The sequence below is a fragment of the Enterococcus timonensis genome (assembly GCF_900104595.1).
Lineage (GTDB): Bacteria > Bacillota > Bacilli > Lactobacillales > Enterococcaceae > Enterococcus_J > Enterococcus_J timonensis.
Genome location: NZ_FNVY01000003.1, coordinates 153,693 through 172,739, shown reverse-complemented (window position 1 = coordinate 172,739; position 19,047 = coordinate 153,693). Strand labels below are relative to the sequence as shown.

Below are 19,047 nucleotides of genomic sequence, written 5' to 3'. Positions count from 1 at the left end.
TTATTCTCCTCTTTTTGCTAAAACTTCTTTTTCATAAGTTAAAACTTCTTGATACCAATCTAGGCCAACTGGTACGTTATGTTGTTGGCAATAATAATTCCAAACATCTGCGAATGGAAAATCTTTTAACTCTTCAGTCCAAACTAAGCGCGCGGTAAAATCGCCGGCCAATTCTTTTTCTTTTAAAAAGTCAGTTGGTTCTAATAATGCTTTTAGCAACGCTTTTTGCGTATTGCGCGTTCCTACTACCCAAGCGGCCACCCGATTAATTGTGGCATCAAAAAAGTCTAAGCCGATATGAGCTTGATCTAATAACTGATTACGAACCAATTCTTTGGCAATTTCTTGCAATTCATCGTCCATAATTACTACATGATCACTGTCCCAACGCACGGGGCGCGAAACGTGTAAGAACACACCTTTACTAAATAAAGCTAGTGAAGATAATTTATTAGAAATAACTTCTGTTGGATGAAAATGTCCAGCATCTAAACAAATTAATTTATCTCGCGTTAAGCCATAGCCCATGTAAAATTCATGAGATCCTACTGTATAAGCTTCCGCACCTAATCCGAATAATTTACTTTCCACTGCATCTAACGTGTAATTTTCGTCTAGTTTTTCAGCAAAAATTTCATCGAGGGATTCAGCTAAACGTTTCCGTGGAGTTAAGCGATCAATGGGATTGTCTTTATAACCATCTGGCACCCAAAAATTATTAACACAAACTTCGCCCAATTCCCGACCAAAATATTCGGCAATTTTCCGTGAACGTTTACCATGTTCAATCCAGAAATCTCGTACCTCTTTATCAGGAGAGGCTAAAGTAAAACCATCTTTAAACATTGGATGAGAAAAGAAAGTCGGATTGAAATCTAAACCTAAACCTTCTTTTTTGGCCCAATCAACCCATGAAGCAAAGTGGCGAGGTTCAATTTCATTTAAATCTACTTTTTCATCAGTATCTAAATAAATAGCATGTAGATTTAATTTATGATGCCCTGGAATAAGAGAGTAAGCTTCATGTAAATCTTGACGGAGTTGTTCCGGGTTGGTGGCTTTACCAGGATAGTTCCCCGTAACTGAGATCCCTCCAGATAATGCTTCGTCACTTAAAAACCCTTGAACGTCATCCCCTTGCCAAACGTGCATGGAAATTTTAATTTGATCAAGAGCTTGTAGGACTGCTTCGGTATCGACACCAATTTTAGCGTATTTTTCTTGGGCCAGTTGGTAGGCTTTTGTAATATCGGTCATTTGATCTGCTCCTTTAAAAAATTTTTATATTGAACAAGTGGCACTTTCGTTTCACTTGGAGTGAACACTTTGCTTGGAAAAGATTGTTGAATAATATTTCGTGCTTCTTGTAAATTTTTAAATATTTTTTTGGCTAACATTTGCATCACAACATTGCCAATTGCTGTGGCTTCAATCGGTCCAGCTGAAATTTTAATTTGACTACAATCAGCCGTTAATTGATTTAAAAATTCATTTTGGCTGCCGCCACCAACAATATACAAAATATCTATCGGCATATTAGTTAAATGCTGAAGTTGCTCTAATTCATGGGCATAACATAGCGCCAAATTATCATAGATGGCCCGAGCCAATTGACCGGGTGTTGCGGGAATTTTTTGTTGAGTCATTACAGTATAGTTTTTCAAGGCCTCTATCATATTATCCGGATGTAAAAATACTAAGTCATTGACATCGATAAATTGGGCAAAGGCCGGCTCTTGTTGTGCTAAAGTCACAAACTCTGCAAAAGAATATTGCTGGTTGAAGTTGCGGGCCACTTCTTGAATTAACCACATGCCCATAATGTTTTTTAAAAAGCGCGTTGTATCATTAATTCCCGCTTCATTCGTATAATTTTGGGCAAAGGCTTGGGGACTTGCTAGCGGATTTGACTTTTCTAATCCTAATAGCGACCAAGTTCCACTAGATAAATAGGCCCAGTTTTCTGTTGATTTCCCCGGAGTTGCTAAAACCGCTGAAGCCGTATCATGACTAGCAACAGCTACTACTTCTACTTCTGGCAAATCAAAATCAGAAAATTTTTCTATCTGTATCGATCCGACTGAAGTTCCCGGTTCAATTAAGGGGGCAAAAATATCTTTTGTTAGACCAAGAATCTGTAAAATTTCTTCATCCCAAGTTTTCGTTTCTAGATTAAGGAGCTGGGAGGTGGAGGCAATCGTTCGTTCGGTAAATTTCTGGCCGGTCAAACAATAATTTAAGTAATCCGGCATAAATAATAAAGTTGCTGCTTGGTCTACACGTTCAGGCTCTTCCACCAATAATTGAAAAATTGTATTAAAAGGTTGAATTTGAATCCCTGTTTTGGCATAAAGTTTTGTTAAAGGCATTTTTGTAGCAAAAAGTGCAGGTGCTTGTTCTGTCCGCGAGTCACGATAAGCAATGGCATCCCCTACTCTTTGTCCTTCTTGATTTAAAAAACAATAATCTACACCCCATGTATCAATACCTAATGAACATTTAGTAATTCCGGCGCGCTTTGCTTTTTGCAAACCAATTAGAATTTCTGCTAATAGTTGATCCACATCCCAACAGTAATATTTTCCTTGTTTCGTGGCGCCATTTTTAAACCGATGAATTTCATTTAATGTAATTTTTTCATTAATCAATGTGCTAGCCATGATGCGTCCGCTGGAAGCACCAATGTCGACGGCCAAATAATGCAAAATCTTCACCTCTTTTATTGAATCCGCTTAATGTATTGAGTATAAACTTAAAAAAACACTTTTACCGTCAACAATTTTGCGGTATAATTGCACTATCTTGGTAATGATTTTGGAAAGAACTTTAGCCTTCCATTTTTTTGCCGAATCAAACGATATTTACTTAGCCAAAATCACCTCGAAAGAAGGATTTCTGATGAATTATTTTGAAAATGCCGATTATTCTTGGTCAAAAGATTCAACTCGTTTTATTCATACTCCTAGCCAAAAAACACAAAAATTATTTTACTTCGTCCAAGAAATTGGCCACTTTAAAGCTAGCCGTCCTTACTTCACGGAGCGCGCCGGTCTGCCTAGTTTTTTAATGAAATTTACGTTAGGTGGCACCGGTGAATTGCGTTATCAAGACGAAACTTTTTCCTTAAACAATGGTTCAGTTTTTTTTATTGACTGCAAAAATTATCAATATTACAAAACCGTCAGTCAAAATGAACCTTGGGAAATGGACTGGCTTCATTTTTATGGCGCCAATAGTGCTGCTTTTTATGAAGAATTTATGCGTTCGGGCAAAAATGTTTTTCAAACGTTAGGCGCTCCATTGGAAAATCCAATTCATCTCATGATGAAACAATTATTAAAACTCCAAGAACAACCCAATGCCAAATCCGATTACCAAGCCTCAGTCCTCATTCACCAACTATTAAACGAACTTTTATTACAAAAATTTCAACAAGATTTTAAAGAAGAAGATATTCCCCATTATGTTTTAGCTATGAAAGATTATTTGGATACTCATTTTCAAGAAGTAGTTACTTTAGATGGTTTGGAAAAGATTTTTCATTTTAATAAATTCCAACTCAACAAAGAATTCTCGTTGTATATGGGTGTTCCCCCCATTGACTATGTGATTTCCAAGAAGATTTCCTATGCCAAAGACCTATTGCGCTACACTAATGAAAGTGTCCAAGTCATCGCCTTAGAATGTGGGATTGAAAATGCCGCCTATTTTTCTCGTTTGTTTAAGAAAAAAAGCGGCTTGAACCCGACTGAGTATCGGAAGATGAATTGAAAGCAAGCGAGTTAATTAATTTAATGCCAAAAAACCGGATGAAATGATTCTTTCATCCGGTTTTTTATTTTTAATCAGTTTCAATTCTGAGTACATTTACTTTTTCATCATATTGTACACTGCAACCTTGAATAAATGGAATCAAGGCGGTAACTTCCATTACTAATTGACCTGTTTTTGACAGATATGGCTGACCATCCATCAAATTTTCCTCTCCATTTACAAGTAAGTGGGTTCTGCCAACCTGAGCTGTAATTGTTATATTACCCGAGAGAACTGTCAATTCCCCACTTTCTATTTGCCAAGAATAAGTGAATTTTGGTTTCACAACTGGTTGAAGTCTGTCTAAGATGCATAAAACTGCTCCCCAAATCCGACCATTTTCATTCACAGTCCGGACGCCGCGGGTATCGGGCTCTTGTCCATCAATTAAAATTTTACTGTAATTTTCTTTTTCCGGAATATATTTAAGCGCGTCTGCGGCTGGAATCGGTGTAAATTCTTTTTTTGCTATTGGCGCTACCGACAAATAATTTTCGTAATTAACTGCAGCATATCTTTTGTCTAAACTTAGTAGTGGTTTGCTTTCCATCATCAAAGTCAGTTCTGCTACTGGCAAACCAGCCATTTCAGCCGTCAGTTTTACATTTCCACCTTTTTTGCCACTTCGCAAAAAGACTCGGTTAACTCCACACTCCGCATAAACATGATTTTGATGAATCACTGAATCATTATGATCAAATCCATCAAAGCGACCACTATTATATCCGCCTAAAAAATTAGCTGCCCCAGTTGTGGAAAATTCAATTTTATCACTAGATAAAACGCAAACTCGTCCCTGATCATCTAAGACTTCTACATCGACTAAGGCTAAATCATAGCCATCTGCTGTCCAGCCAATTGGACTAGTTTTTGGTGTTAAACGGAGTCGACTTGGTTTACCGGTCGTTTCAATTATATCTTCAGCTACTAGTTGGTCAGAAAAATCATAGGCTAATGCTTCAATTTTCCCATTACGAGTTACGTCAATATTTTCAAACGGAAAAATAAAAGTTGAGATAGGTTTCTGACATTGGCCAACAAGTTCCCCGTTAATTAATAATTCTACTTTTTTAATATTGTAACTAGCAACGACGTATAAAGTTTTTTTATGCGGATCCCGTTGTTTTAATTCTCCGGTACCTTCATAAAAGGAGCCATTAAATCTCTTTTCTTCGTACCAATAAGTTTTATCAGTTAAAGGTGGATAATTCCAATGGCCAACAATTTTCACGGCGGACTGATCACTTTGCATTGTTTGAAAGACATAAAAATTTTGTTTTTTCAAACGAATAGGATCTACCCGTCCACTCATCCGGGCATTTTCACTAAAAGATTGGCGCCCATGTTGCGCCGAATCAGTCCAACAAAGAGCTGCACATCCAGCATATAAATCTTTGTTTGAAGCCCCGGTAATTCGATCATTAAAAAATTCACTATATCCTCTAGCTGTGGCAATTGTTAAATCTTCACTCGTTAGATCATAAAAATCCATTCCCGGCTGTTTTTTTCCCCCCTGACCCAAATATTTATTGCGATAATCATAATCTGGTGGAGTAAAATCATCCCAAATCCGTTTTGGAGCTTCCTCACGTGAATATTCAGTTTCCATAATTGGACCATGTTGGGCTAAAAATTTAGCGGCATGTCGATTTAACATCGTCCCTACATATTCAGATTCATTAAGTACTTCTTCAGTGTTGATTGTTCGGCATCCCATGAATCGATCATTATTTGAATCTAATTGTTCTTTTAATAAGCGCATTTCTCGCATATGTTCTTTAGAAATTGAATTATTTCCTGCTTCCCAGAAAAAAATTGCCGGATGGTTACGAAAGGCAATGATTACATCCCGCATTAACTCTACTCTTTGGTCCCATTGTCGACCAAAATTCTCTCTTTCCTTATCACCTGCCGGTTGAGTAACTACCACACCGTGCCGATCATATGCTTGGATATCTTCAACACTTCCTGCCACATGCATAAAGCGGATATGATTAGCATTGCTTTCTTTGATCAACTGTGCATCAAAGTCTCTAAGCCAGGGAGTTCCTTGACCAATAGCTGCCCATTCATTTGTCGCACGTTGTGCATAACCGCGCAACCAGATTGGAGTACCATTTAGTAAAATTCCTTGTTGCGGATCGTAATCAATTTTACGAAATCCCGTTTCAATGATTGCTTCATCATATTTTTCATCATTAACGATTAAACTAATTTTTACTCGGTACAAATATGGATCAACGATTGACCACAAGCGTAAAGGCAAATCACCAGACTGTGCGGTAAGTTCGCTAATTAATTCAGAAGAAATTCTCGTTGGTAATATTTTTGCTTCATCTTCAATGGCTTGATATCCATTTTTTTGTTTGTCCCAAATATAGGCGTCTTCTGGAATAATACTTTTAGAAGCTTTAATTTTACCTACTGGACTAACTTTTTTTGGATGACCAGAAAATGTATATAATACTCGATTATCTAAATCACAAACATCTACTTGTAAATAAGCCGAAACATTTTCTGTTGATTCATTTCGAATTTCAGCTGTTAAAGATAAAGTCGTCAAACCGGTCTGTAAATCGATTTTATCTGGATAAATGTAACAACCTTTTGTTTGCAAATTTGAATATAATGGCAAGGTTAAGTATACATTTGGTTTAAAATGCACTTTAATAGGCTTGCTTAACCCGCCCAACGACGGATTAAAATCATTACAATTCCAGAAATAACCAACTCCTTCTCGACTTTTATCAACTGTTTCTTCCTGACTTTGTAAATATGATCCCGGAACAGCATCTGCATTATTTGGCGTTTCAGCAATACAAAATGGAATTTCTCTGGTAGTCGTATTATCCGTAGCGATGGCAATTAAATTTTTTTGTCCAGCAATAATAAATTCACTAATATCAAAACCAAACGGTGCTACACCCGCTTCATAAAATCCCGCTAATTCGCCGTTTACATAACAATAACAAGTTTGACGCACGCCGAAAAATTCCAACAATACTTTTTGATCTCGACGATTTTCTGGAACTTCTAACCAATTTCGATAAAAAGCCATCGTCCGTTTCTGTGAACTACCCGCGTCACGAATTCGATTTTTAAATAAATCTGCGTCATTAAATGTATGGGGTATAGTAATTTCTTGCCAGTTTTCTTCTTGATAGTTCGCTTGGTAAAAGTAATTTCCAGCAGCATCTTGCCAGCAGTCTAGCGCCTTTTGCAGCGGAAAACAATCTGCTAATAAAAAATGCCAGTCTTGATGAAAATAAAATGATTCTCCAATTTGAGTTTTCACAAATTTCTCCTTTAATCCAGCTTATTTTGACCTGGAGCAATTTTTTGCACTGTTCCGTCGATATTTATCCAAATATCTAAATTGGTTGGATTATATACTTGTTGACCATCAACTGTAAAAACCAATCTAGCACTAGCATCCATATACCGTTTGAATTCAAGATTCGTACAGTACCAGGTGTCTTTTCTTCCACCAACGAGTTGGCCAAATTTTTCCATCAATTCAAAATTGTCATCTCGACCAAATTCAAAACTATGACCCCAAACGTACATTAAATACAAATATTGACTCTTATGCAAATCTACAAATTCTTGTCCATGTTCCAACAAGCGCTGATTATGATGACAAGTCGCTTGCCACTGATACCAATCCTTAGGCAAAGAAAAGTTATGACTACTTCCTACGACCCGCGAATATTCAATTTCTAACTTCGGAAGTATTTCTTTTATTTCTTCGGTATAGGAACCATTTGGGTATGATAAGCCTTGCACTGGATAGCCAACCAAATTTTCTAAAAAACGGCGATCTTCCAGTACTTCTGGAATAACTTTATCAATTGGGCAACGGGCAATCGTTGGGTGTGTATATGTGTGACTAGCTACTTCATGTCCTGCATATAATTGTTTTACCTCACTAGCTGGAATGCGCGCCCCATAGATTTCTTTTTGTCCCTCTGGTAAATTTTCCGGAAATAGTCCACTATTTAAATGGAAAGTTCCTTTTAAACCATAACGATTAAAAATTTCAACCAACCTTCGATCTTCAGTTCGTCCATCATCATAGCTTAAAGTTAATGCTTTGAATTTTCCCTCGGGGTAAGTAATACAAAATTGTTGCACTTGAAACATTCCTTTCTATTTTCATTTCATAGAAAAAAGATCTGAAAAGAAAATATCTTCTCAGATCTAATTTTTTTAACCTTTCACCGATCCAACCATCATTCCTTTAGCAAAATGTTTTTGTAAGAAAGGATAGAAAATTAAGATTGGCAAAGTCGCCACCACAATTACAGCTAATTTCATTCCTTGTTCAGGTGGAATATAGTTTGGATCCATCATGGCAGAATTATTCAATGCACTGGAAGACATAGTAATCTGACGCAACAATAATTGAATTGGCCATTTGGCTGAGTCGTTCATATACAGTAAGGCACTCATAAAGTCATTCCAAATTCCAACTGCATAAAATAAAGTAAAAGTTGCGATAATTGGTTTAGATAACGGCAACATAATTTTCGTTAAAATCGTTAGCTCTGAAGCACCATCCATCCGTGCTGATTCTTCCAATTCCATGGGGATTTCTTGGAAAAAGTTTTTAATAATCATCAGGTTAAAAGGACTAATTGCTCCTGGCAACATTAAAGCCCAGTAAGTATCTAAGAGCCCCAAATTTTTAATAATTAAGAACGTTGGAATCATCCCACCAGAAAATAACATACAAAAGATTACCATATTCAATAAGACATTACGGCCTTTTAAATATTTTCTAGATAAAGGGTAAGCAAATGTAAAAGTAAAAATCAATTGGATCAATGTTCCACCAATGGTCACACCAATGGTTACTAGCAAACTACGGATGAACGCAGGAGTTGATAAGATAAACTTATAAGCCTCCAATGTTACTTGATGCGGCCACAAGAAAAATGGCCGAATAGCAAGTTCTGCTTCAGTAGCAAATGAACCCGCAATTACATAAATAAATGGTAAAAGCATGATGATGGCAGTTGCACCAAGGAAGATAAAGTTGACCACGTCAAAAACTTTACCTGGTTTGGTATTGTGCATTTGATGTAATGACATTCTTTCTCCTCCTAATATAAGCCACTTTCGCCGAGTTTATTTGCAATTTTATTCGTCGAAAGAACCAAGATAATGCCAATTACCGATTTAAATAGCCCAACAGCAGTAGAATAACTGTAGGCGCCTTGCGTGATACCCATCATATATACATAAGTATCAAACACATCAGCAACAGGTCGATTTAAGGCATTGGTCATTAAGTAAATTTGATCAAAACCAGTAGATAAGATGGATCCAACTTTTAAAATTAACATGATAACAACTGTAGAACGAATGGCAGGTAACGTAATATGCCAAACACGTTGGAAACGACCGGCACCATCCATAATAGCAGCTTCGTATTGTTCTTGGTCCACACCAGAAAGCGCAGCGAGATAAATAATCGTACCCCAACCGACACCTTTCCAAATTTCTTGTAAAATAATCATTGGTCGGAACCAATTTGGATCGGCAAGAAAATCAATTTCTCGTCCAGTTAGATGTTGGACCAATTCAGTTACTGCACCACCATTAATTGAGAACAAGACAAAAGTCAAGCTAACAACAATTGTCCAAGATAAAAAGTGAGGTACATAAACCATCGTTTGAACGACCTTTTTATAAATACTACTACGAATTTCGTTCAGTAATAATGCCAAAATGATTGGCGCTGGAAAGGTTAAAACAATATTTAAGAAAGATAAAATTAGGGTATTACCCATAATTCTAAAAAAATCAGGATTAATAAAAAAGTCTCTAAAGTTTTGTAAACCAACCCATTCACTTCCGTTGATTCCTAGAATAGGCACATAATCTTTAAAAGCAATAATAATTCCATACATCGGTGCGTACTTAAATACTAGAAAATAGACTAGCCCTGGAATTGTTAAAATGTACAACCATTTATTGTTTTTAATGTGATTTTTTAGATGGTTATACTTTTCGGATCTGGTTAACTTCTTATTTTGAATCGGCACACTTGGGATAGCTTGTACAGTTTGAACAGGCTGTTTCATTTGGTTCTGTCCTCCTTTAAATATGTATGTAAGTTGTCAAGAAGAATCTTGACAACTTACACAAATTCATTTATTTTTTATCAGCTTTAAACAAATCGTTAGTTTCTTTAATTAAATCAGAACCACCACTCTTTGCCCATAAGTCAATGGCATCTTGCCAACCGTCTTCGTCAATTTGACCAGCAATAAATTTGACACGTGCATCAGTAATAATTTGGTCAAGTTGTGCCCCTTTAGATGTGTAAGTGTCTGTCACATAGGCAGCAGCTGGATTAAAGACTGCGTTTTCTGTGTCACGATCTTCTAAAGATGCCCGTAAATCTGCAAATTCTTGGTCTGCTTCTGTTTCAGGTTTAGCAACATATGGATCTAAATCAATAAGTCCAGTAGCCATTTGAGAATAACTCTTTTGAGCATCAGAAACTGCTTTTACTTCAGGATCATCAGATTCAACTGCTACAGTATATTTATCATCAACAATATTGTAGTTCACGCCTTCGATCCCATGATTTAACAACATTTGCATATCTTTATCGTTCATTTTATCTAAGAACGTTAGAACATCATCTAATTGAGCTTCATTTTTTACAGAAGCTTTGGAGACAGCTAAGAAACCTGAGTATCCAGCAGTTGGTTGAGCATAAATTGTTCCATCATCAGCGGCAATATTTCCGACAATCGCCACCTTAGCGGCACCATTTTCAGGATCGGCTTGTTTCATTTTATTACGGATTGAAGCAGCTCGAGAGTAAGTATCCATAATAATACCACCTTGTCCGGCAACAAATGGATCGTCCCATTTATCAGATGCTAAAGTTGCAAAGTCTTTATTAATTAATCCTTCTTCAACCATCTTTTTAGCGTATTGTATGCCTTCTAAATATTCATCAGTTTCAAAAGCAGGAACAAGTTCACCATCTACTTCTGTCCATGCGTTTCCTGCACCAAAGCCAATTGTCATCATATCAAAAGCAGCGGCAAAGTTTGGAATGATTAGTCCTGTTGTATCATCTTTACCATTACCATCAGGATCTTCTTCAGTAAATGCTTTCGCTACATTATAAAGATCTTCAAAGTTTTCTGGTTCTTCTAAACCAACATTATCCAGCCAGTCTTTTCGGATAATGACTGTGGAACGCATTAGGTCCCGACTACGATAAACTCCATAAACCGTGCCATTTAAGCTAGAAGCTTGAACCACTTCAGGATCAGCTTGACTTAAATTAGGATAATCTTTTAACTTATCAGTTAAATCCCAGAAAGTTCCATTTTGTGCGGATTTTACAAAGCCGGCATCTTTTCCTTGGACAACAATAATTTGCGGAATATCGTCCGATGCTAAAGTGATATTCATTTTATCAATATAAGATGGGTTTGGTACCCAGTTAATATTTATTTCTTTACCAGTATATTTTTCAATTTCCTTTTGCATTGCATTGCCGGCTTCTGGTGGTGTCGTTTCGATAAATGGTACCATCAAGGTAATTTCATCACTCACTGCTTCGTTAGCTGCTTCAGCCTCTTTATCTTTCCCACCACAAGCAGTAAGAATAAATGCTGCAGCTACTCCTACACCTAGTAAACTTAAAATCTTTTTGTTTTTCATCTTTTTTCCTCCATTTTGTTTTTATCATATGCGGGAATACTCCCACCTATAAACCGTAAGCATAAAATGGTGTTTAAACACCATTGGGAAGCCACATTGGTGGATATCCAAGGCAATTCAGTAACTTTTTTAAAAGCTAAAGAATCTTGGAACGTCTCTTCAATGGGCAAAGGTACACCAGATATACTAGGTGTCAGCAAAATTTGCCATGCCTTTTGTGCCAAATTTTCATCATGATCAGTTGACGCAGCATACGCCATTAATCCTGTAGCGAACATCGGCCAAGAAAAATGTTTCTTAGATAATTTCCCTTTTGATTGGGTTATCATTTCTTCATCAGATAAAGCATAAAAACGTCCAAACTCAGCAATCGCTTTTGTCCATTCAGAATCTTGAATATTCTCGGCAATTTCTAACCAAACCTCAGGAGCTCCAAATGAAATAATCATATGATACCCACCAACATTTCCCGTGCCCATATACTCTAGAGATTTTTTCTTCTTATCGAATAGATAGGTTGGCCCGGACAATAAGTGATCAGGTGCATTTTTAATATCCTGAATGCCGGTAAGAATTTTGTTTAAATAAGTAACATCTCCTGTACGTTCCCATTGAGTAAACCAATTACTTGTTAAACTAGCCCAATCTGGACCAACTCGAATCGGATATTTATTTTCAATTTGTGGTGGGTAAAATTCCCGTAACGGTGGCAACTCGTCAAAAATTTGTTGTTCATTATCTTTGACACTTTCCATAATTTCCCCCGTCCGTTCATCGCCGGTTAAATAATAATAATAGCGATGCAGACCGGCCATTGAAATACGCGCTTCTTTACACTGACATCCCCAATGTAAGACATTATGTCGTGAACCTAAACCACGATATTGTCCTTCATGATACTGGTCGACTTCTGATGTATGCCGCGTCATAGCTTCTGCAAGTTCAAAAACTTCTGCTGAACCGGTGCGTAAAAAATCTAACCACAGCCAAATGTTAGGAACAAGCTCGGTATTTTGCCAAGCAAATCCTCCCAAATCATAGCGCCAAGTGTGTCGATCGGCATCATAGGTGTGCATCACATCTCCATAATTCCAAAATCCATACCAATCACGCTGTTTGACCTCGTTAATATAAAAATTTCTAAGCGTAACCATTTGTTTTTCTAAAAAAGAAGCATTAACATTTTTTTCATCAGGGAGTGAATAATAATTGCCAAAAACTTTTGTTTGAAGATAATCTTTTGGATCTAAAACAAGGTGACTAGGGTTAACAACTTCTTGAGCAAAATCTAAAATTTCTTCCTGACTTGGGCTGTCAGTGAAGATTTCTATCCGCAAATTATCTGAATTAGCAATGCCTACTGGTGTTGAACGAATTTCTTCCATCCCTTCATATGCGCTAAACATATGATCTGTATCGGAATAATGGGTAAAATTCATCGTTCCGCCTTTTTCTGACCAAAAATGCATTTTGATTTGCGTATTTTTTTGTGACAATCCAGATACTTCTATTGCGCGAGGTGCTTTTTGCCAAAATTTTTCTAAACCGAATGCTACACCTCCTTTCTCTCCACCCAGATAAACCGTACCTTGCGCATGATCTCCGTAGCCGATATCTATTGGCGTATAACCGGATTTCGTTTGTTTTTCTAACCGAAAGGCGCGGGCATTAGTTTGTGTGAGAAAAAAATTGTCCCAGAGCGCATTATCGTCGGCGCTTTCTAATAATTGTTCATCACTAGTTGTAAATACTACATTTTCTCCTGCTAACTGCTTTTGATATAAATGATTATTTTTCCAAAATCGTCTCGAAAGTAACAAACGTGCTGGTTCAGTGTAGACACCTTCTTCTCCGACAAAAGAAATCCGTCGATTAAAGTCATTACCGACTAAGGGCACTTCACTTTGTAAAAAGATATCAGAAACTGACTCCTCACTTAAAATTGTCACCGTGTGTTGAACATCAAAGTTGGGGGCATTTCTAAAGAATTTAAAGCGCAAACAAAATTTTTGTACCTTAATCCCGTTCAGCCATAATCCACCAGTAATTTTAACTACTGCTTTAATTGACCCATTTTCTTCCAGTTCAACTTGTTCAACCTGTGATATGGTTTGCTTATCAGCCATTTTAGAGGTGATGAATAAACGTTGGAGCTTGATCTCATTTTGGCATTTAAGCCAATCTAAAACGACATTTTTACCTGCATGCTTTGGAAAATACGCTTGAAATAGACCATTATCAATGTAGACGCCGTTATATTTATCTTCGGCAATAATTTTTTTAGCATCTTTTCTTTGGCTAAAAGAAATTTTGGAAATCTTAGTATCTTTTTCAACGACACCGGAAAGAGCCAACCATTTAATTGATTTATCCGGCCAATATGCCATTATTTTCGTCTGTAAAGCAACGGCTCCCATCTGGGCTACAGTTGGAACTTGATCAACGGTCAATTGACCCTGCGTTAACGGATATCCGAACGTCAACCCACGCTTAGTGCTTGGTGATTTCTTGAGCCACTTGATACTCATGTTCTTTCTTTTCTCCTCCCTTTAATTTTTCTTCGTTTACTTCAAAGAGTCGTAAATGAATTCCGACGACCAAATTAATCCAAAAGCCGATAGAAAAAAATGGTATTAACCCAGGAAGTAAAGTCGAGAGATAAAAACAAATACCCGTTATTAACAAGGTTAGAACACTACCTGCTAAATTGTAAAAAGTAAATTGAAAAGATTTTTTCAATGTTTCAAACACTTTTAACTCATAAAATTCTGATAGGCTACAACTATAAGTAATCATCAAAAGTAAGATAACTTGTAAGATACTAAAAAAAATAACGAAAAATTGCTCTTGTTCCAACCCCAAGGATAAAATAATTTTCGTATCCCAAAGAATAAAGAAGATAAGACCAAAAATTGGCCATAACATTTGGTTTGCTTTAAAAAATACTTTCTTATAGTAGTGAAAAAATGTTCTCACTGGATGGATAAGCTCATGGCGATGATTTAGCTTTGCTAGATGAAAGATGCTTCGTAAACTTGGAGCTAAACCAAAGATTCCCAAGCCGAGAATAAAACCAAACCAAAAGAGTAAAGTGAAAATTGCACACATATATGCACTAGACAGACCGCGATACATTTTCGCCGTCCAAGTTCCTGATTCCATTTAATCACTCCTTTAAATGATAAATTTGCAAATTGCGATATTTAGCTTTCATCGGTGCCATTTGACGCAAGCCGATAAAACCTTCTTCTAATACCGGACCAAAAGTTTTTCCATTGTCTTTCCAAGAGAAAATCTCTAGCTCATTGATGAAAAAACGAATTTCTCCGTTGAATTTATAAATTTCCAAATGATAGAAATCATTAGCAAATTCTACCGGTGGCAAAGGATCGCCACCTTGTATAATAAAATTAAAACCCGCACTCTTTCTCAGATTACATGTACGGAAAGCAAGTTCATTGGGCTGCTTGTGTCTAAAATAGGAAATGTGATACGCATTGATGTCGCCAGAATGGTACTGAGGATAATAGCCATCTCTTTTAGCTAAATGGGTATCAAAAATACTTTCGCCATTTTTTCCTAAAGCAGAAAAAAACATCATACAAAGTCCAGGTTCTTCCAATGGTAAAAATTCCCAAGAAATTTTGATGTTAGCTGGAAATTTTTCTGGCAACCAGTAGGTGAAATGAGCATGATCTAATAAACTTAAATCATCCGCACTTTCTAAAACCAATCCATTTTCAAACGTCTTTTTGATATTTCCTTCGGGTATCCATTTTTTTATGTCTTCTTGGTCCCTAAGAAAATTTTGATAGATTAAACGTTCCTCCAAGAAATCATCTCCTCTTTTGCAAGGGCTTCAACGCTCTAAATGTAAACGGTTTTTAAATTTCCGACAATAGTCTTTTTTTGTAAAACAAAAAGGAACGCTGATAAATCAGCGTTCCTTTCAATAAAAACAATAATTTCCCATAAATGTTTCTTTTGGAAATTTACAAGTTCAAATATTTCTTCCGGTACTGTCCGGGAGTTACATCAAATTTTTTCTTAAATAAACGATTAAAGTAACTTGAATTATAGCCAATTTCTTCGGCGATCTCATTGATTTTCAAATTGGACTTAGCTAATAAATCTTTAGACAATTCCAAGCGATAATCCGTCAAGTAATCAATAAAATTAATCTTCATTGCTCTTTTAAACTCCCTAGACAGATAAGACGCCTCTAAGCCGACATAATCCGCCGTCTCTTCTAAAGAAAGAGAAGGGTTTTTATATTCTTGTTGGATAAAACGTACTGCCTTTTGAATAGCCTCTTGCAATGTCCCTTGATTGGTTTCTTGCATCAAGAGCGTCACAGACTCCAAAAAATCCTCGCAAATAACTTCAGAAATTTTTTCTGGAGTATATAGTTTTTCAACTTTTCGAATCAAAATATCTTTACTAACATAGTTAGATTCATTGATGTGGTGAGCCGCTAACAGCAGATGGACTTTATCGTAAAGTTGACGTAGTCCTTCTTTCAAAAATCCTAGTTCATAATGATCTCCTAATAAAATTCGCACAAACTCCAACACTTCAGGCCTTAATTCTTGGATTTCTGACCGTTCAATTTTTCCAATAATTTTATTTTCAACTCGTTCTGGATATAAATATTTCTCATCATTATCTAGAATGGTTGTTTTTATGATCTGATTTTCAGGTAGTACTTTTTGATAATATCGCAGGCGCTCCAATTCACTACCTAAAATCGTTAGCCGACTAATCTCACTTTCCGTTTTAGAAACAATCACAACAGCGAATTTTTTTATCACCCGATTCACAAATTCAAAAGTAGTTTCAACAAATCGCTGTGTACTTTCTTGATTACAATTTGGAACGAAAAGTAATAAGCTATCCAAACGATATTCAATAATACAAGAATCTTCAAAAAGTCGGTTCCCGATGTCATGAATCAAATTTTCTAAGACAAACATATCAGAACTGCTACTGACCTCTATTGCATCCTGCTCCACTTCTCCACCTAGGCGAATTGAAAACAACGTGTATGAGGTTATAACATCTGGCCACCCGTTGCGCTTTAATAAGCGCACCAAATCCTTTTCTTCTAAATAACTATATTTTCCTTCCAAAATTTGCGATAAAACTGATTGCCTCAATTTTTCTTGGGTATTACTCCGTTGATTCTCTAGCTCATCTTTTCGTTTGATAATCAATTTCCACTGCCGGGTTAAATACTCAAACTCATCCCCACCAATTTTCCGATTATCGCCAAATAAGGAATCCATCATTTGCCCAATCGGTTTATACTGGCGCCGGGCAATAATTTGTCCCAAAATAACTGCAAACAGAAAAAGAACGAGGCCAATCAAAAATAGAATATTAGAAAATCTTAAAATTGGTTCAGCAATAGCTGCAATCGGACTTGCCGAGTAAAATAGCCATTTTTGAGAAAGTCGACTCATCTCTGCACGCATAAAGCTGTAAGTTGCGCCATCAACTTGATTTTTCCAAGTATCGCTTCCATTTGGTGAAATCATCTCACGAGAACTATCAAAAAGTTGACCCGTAGACACAATTAATTCCCCATCGATAGTTAAAGCAGTAGCCCCTTCACTTGTAGCACTCACTTTTAGTAAATCTAAAATGCGATTTTTATTTAAAACAGTCGTTAAATAGGCTTTTGAATCACTAGATGACACGCCAGAAATATCTTGAATAAATACCACTTCGCCTTGGTCGTTCATCCGCCACTGAAAATCTTTCCCATTGGAGATTTGATATTGAATATAATCTTCAGTTGTGGTAAATTTCCACGTCCCTGAACTACCAATGACAAATGGCTCATTCTCATCAAAAATAAAAATCCGACATTCTTTAATTAAATTATTGCTATTTTGGAAAAAAAACAGATCTCGAGTAATGTTGGTTAACTGCGTAAATGAACTCAAATCTCGTATCGGCTCTAGCATAAATTGTTTTTGTAAATTTTGTCCCCAGTTGGCCGATAAAACTTCCACTTGTCCTAGCTGTTGATTCAGATAACTAACTTCTTGAGCAACTGATTCATTATGTTTTTTTACATATTGCGCTTGAATGGGCCCACTAAAGTAAATTTTTATGATAATAGCAATTAAGAAGATGGGGATACAAATCAAGAAACTATAAAACTTAATTCTTTGTTTAAAACTATGTTCCTTTTTCATTTTTTGCTCCCTTAGTTTTAGTCACCCACTTATTGTACAAATTTTAGAAAGGCTTTTCAATGCTTTTAGTAAAAATTCTGCTAGAAATTTTTTTATTTTTGAATTTGAAATTTTTTTATTACTGATTTTTTTCTAAACTTTCTTCCAAATGAGTTAAATTAGCTTCCATGTCATGCAAAATTTGATCACTTTGCTGCGTTTCGGTTTTTTCTTGAGCGATTTTTTTAAAATTCTCCCAAGTAAAGTTTTCAGGCGAGAAATTAATCTCCGGTGGTATAAAAGTTAATTCTTCTTCAAAATAAGAAACTAATTGCCGAGCAACGATTTGGGCCATTTCCCACGAACCATATTCATTCGTATGGGTTAAATCTCCAATCGGAAAATACTTAGTTGCTTCTACTTGTCCTAATTTTTGCCAAAAATCTAGTGAAGCTCGATGTAGATCAATCACTGGAACTGATAATTTTTGACCTATCAGTTTTACTTCATTAGCATAATCAACTAAAAGATCTAGATATTCCCGATTTTTCCACGTATTTCGTGCTTGTGGGGTTACTAGAACTGGTCGTCCTCCTTTTTGTCGCACTATATCTATCAACGTCAGTAAATTTTTTCGATACCCAGTGGCGGCTTTTAGCTGGGGTAATTTTTGATCATTGTGACCAAATTGGAATAAACACCAATCGCCCGGTCGAATATATTCTTCTACAATTGACAGATGTCCTTGTTGCATGAAACTTTCGGTTGTTAACCCAGAATGAGCTTGGTTATCAATTGCTAAAGTTCCATTTAAAAAAAGTGGTAAGCTTTGCCCCCAGGAAGTATACGCTAAAGCGGGAATATATGGGAGAGGCGCCACTTGATCAGTTACAGTTGAATCTCCGGCTAAAAAAAGACGTGGGCTATTTTGGACCTCAGCAAAAACTTCAACAAGTAAATTTTCCGGTTTCTGAGTGGCCACACTAACAAAAAGTTGATCCATCACTAACTTTTCATTAGAAAAATCAGGCATAATTGCCGATAAACTCTGAAAAAATTGAAATTGTCGCGTTTTTCCTTTTTTCAAAGCAAATAATGCTCGCAGTTGCTTCCGGCTAGAAAACAAAAAAATTGTTTTGCAATCAGCTAATGCTGTAATTTCAACTGTGATTTGATATGTTTGCCCTGTCTCTCCTTGCGCCCACCAACTAACCGGATCTAAGGGGGCGATAGGTAAAGCAGACTCAGCAAATGAATAAGCCTGACCATTTTTATAATCAAAACCATCTGAAATCTCCGGAGATCTTCCATTAGATTTGCTAGAATTAAACTTAGTAAAAGTTATCATTTTTCTCTC

13 protein-coding genes are annotated in these 19,047 nt (G+C 36.4%); 1 reads left to right on the top strand and 12 read right to left on the bottom strand.

Going from position 1 to position 19,047, the window contains the following annotated elements; translation table 11 throughout:
* Complete coding sequence (gene rhaA, locus BQ5341_RS02565) at window positions 1–1,257, bottom strand: L-rhamnose isomerase (RefSeq protein WP_071130510.1); 1,257 nt, start codon at window positions 1,255–1,257, stop codon at window positions 1–3.
* On the bottom strand, window positions 1,254–2,660 hold the full coding sequence (gene rhaB, locus BQ5341_RS02560; protein WP_071130844.1) for a rhamnulokinase: 1,407 nt from the start codon (window positions 2,658–2,660) through the stop codon (window positions 1,254–1,256). Before rhaB ends, rhaA begins: the two co-directional genes overlap by 4 nt.
* Before the next feature lie 238 nt (window positions 2,661–2,898).
* On the opposite strand from rhaB, the gene BQ5341_RS02555 reads away from it, so the two are divergent.
* Window positions 2,899–3,771 (top strand): AraC family transcriptional regulator, encoded by an 873-nt coding sequence (locus BQ5341_RS02555; RefSeq protein WP_071130843.1) that lies wholly within the window; start codon window positions 2,899–2,901, stop codon window positions 3,769–3,771.
* A gap of 70 nt (window positions 3,772–3,841) precedes the next feature.
* On the opposite strand, the gene BQ5341_RS02550 is transcribed toward BQ5341_RS02555, so the two are convergent.
* From BQ5341_RS02550 to BQ5341_RS02505, 10 genes are all read right to left on the bottom strand, one after another.
* Window positions 3,842–7,108: a glycoside hydrolase family 2 gene (locus BQ5341_RS02550; protein ID WP_071130509.1), complete on the bottom strand. Its 3,267-nt coding sequence runs from the start codon at window positions 7,106–7,108 to the stop codon at window positions 3,842–3,844.
* Between the two features lie 11 nt (window positions 7,109–7,119).
* A complete protein-coding gene (locus BQ5341_RS02545) occupies window positions 7,120–7,956 on the bottom strand; it encodes a polysaccharide deacetylase family protein (RefSeq protein WP_235836360.1) in 837 nt (278 codons plus the stop codon).
* A 66-nt stretch (window positions 7,957–8,022) separates the two neighbouring features.
* Window positions 8,023–8,907, bottom strand: a complete 885-nt coding sequence (locus BQ5341_RS02540; RefSeq protein ID WP_071130507.1) for a carbohydrate ABC transporter permease — start codon at window positions 8,905–8,907, stop codon at window positions 8,023–8,025.
* 11 nt (window positions 8,908–8,918) lie between these two features.
* A complete protein-coding gene (locus BQ5341_RS02535; protein WP_106396161.1) occupies window positions 8,919–9,902 on the bottom strand; it encodes an ABC transporter permease in 984 nt (327 codons plus the stop codon).
* Window positions 9,903–9,972: 70 nt separating this feature from the next.
* On the bottom strand, window positions 9,973–11,508 hold the full coding sequence (locus BQ5341_RS02530) for an extracellular solute-binding protein (RefSeq protein WP_071130506.1): 1,536 nt from the start codon (window positions 11,506–11,508) through the stop codon (window positions 9,973–9,975).
* The gene (locus tag BQ5341_RS02525; protein ID WP_071130505.1) at window positions 11,505–14,036 is read right to left on the bottom strand and encodes an exo-rhamnogalacturonan lyase family protein; all 2,532 of its coding nucleotides are present in this window, start codon (window positions 14,034–14,036) and stop codon (window positions 11,505–11,507) included. Before BQ5341_RS02525 ends, BQ5341_RS02530 begins: the two co-directional genes overlap by 4 nt.
* Window positions 13,999–14,670, bottom strand: coding sequence for a YesL family protein (locus BQ5341_RS02520; RefSeq protein ID WP_071130504.1), 672 nt, complete (start codon window positions 14,668–14,670; stop codon window positions 13,999–14,001). The genes BQ5341_RS02525 and BQ5341_RS02520 overlap by 38 nt, the downstream gene beginning before the upstream one ends.
* A gap of 4 nt (window positions 14,671–14,674) precedes the next feature.
* Window positions 14,675–15,340: a DUF1961 family protein gene (locus BQ5341_RS02515; RefSeq protein ID WP_071130503.1), complete on the bottom strand. Its 666-nt coding sequence runs from the start codon at window positions 15,338–15,340 to the stop codon at window positions 14,675–14,677.
* A gap of 160 nt (window positions 15,341–15,500) precedes the next feature.
* The gene (locus BQ5341_RS02510; protein ID WP_071130502.1) at window positions 15,501–17,711 is read right to left on the bottom strand and encodes an AraC family transcriptional regulator; all 2,211 of its coding nucleotides are present in this window, start codon (window positions 17,709–17,711) and stop codon (window positions 15,501–15,503) included.
* 118 nt (window positions 17,712–17,829) lie between these two features.
* Window positions 17,830–19,038 carry a rhamnogalacturonan acetylesterase gene (locus BQ5341_RS02505; RefSeq protein ID WP_071130501.1) on the bottom strand — a complete coding sequence of 403 codons (1,209 nt, stop codon included), beginning with the start codon at window positions 19,036–19,038 and terminating at the stop codon, window positions 17,830–17,832.
* Between the last annotated feature and the right edge of the window lie 9 nt (window positions 19,039–19,047).

Excerpts from the sequence above, each read along its gene's own strand:
- BQ5341_RS02520 (WP_071130504.1), bottom strand. The coding sequence starts at position 14,670 with ATGGAATCAGGAACTTGGACGGCGAAAATGTATCGCGGTCTGTCTAGT.
- BQ5341_RS02540 (WP_071130507.1), bottom strand. The coding sequence starts at position 8,907 with ATGTCATTACATCAAATGCACAATACCAAACCAGGTAAAGTTTTTGAC.
- rhaB (WP_071130844.1), bottom strand. The coding sequence starts at position 2,660 with ATGGCTAGCACATTGATTAATGAAAAAATTACATTAAATGAAATTCAT.
- rhaA (WP_071130510.1), bottom strand. The coding sequence starts at position 1,257 with ATGACCGATATTACAAAAGCCTACCAACTGGCCCAAGAAAAATACGCT.
- BQ5341_RS02535 (WP_106396161.1), bottom strand. The coding sequence starts at position 9,902 with ATGAAACAGCCTGTTCAAACTGTACAAGCTATCCCAAGTGTGCCGATT.
- BQ5341_RS02505 (WP_071130501.1), bottom strand. The coding sequence starts at position 19,038 with ATGATAACTTTTACTAAGTTTAATTCTAGCAAATCTAATGGAAGATCT.
- BQ5341_RS02555 (WP_071130843.1), top strand. The coding sequence starts at position 2,899 with ATGAATTATTTTGAAAATGCCGATTATTCTTGGTCAAAAGATTCAACT.
- BQ5341_RS02530 (WP_071130506.1), bottom strand. The coding sequence starts at position 11,508 with ATGAAAAACAAAAAGATTTTAAGTTTACTAGGTGTAGGAGTAGCTGCA.
- BQ5341_RS02545 (WP_235836360.1), bottom strand. The coding sequence starts at position 7,956 with ATGTTTCAAGTGCAACAATTTTGTATTACTTACCCCGAGGGAAAATTC.
- BQ5341_RS02510 (WP_071130502.1), bottom strand. The coding sequence starts at position 17,711 with ATGAAAAAGGAACATAGTTTTAAACAAAGAATTAAGTTTTATAGTTTC.
- BQ5341_RS02525 (WP_071130505.1), bottom strand. The coding sequence starts at position 14,036 with ATGAGTATCAAGTGGCTCAAGAAATCACCAAGCACTAAGCGTGGGTTG.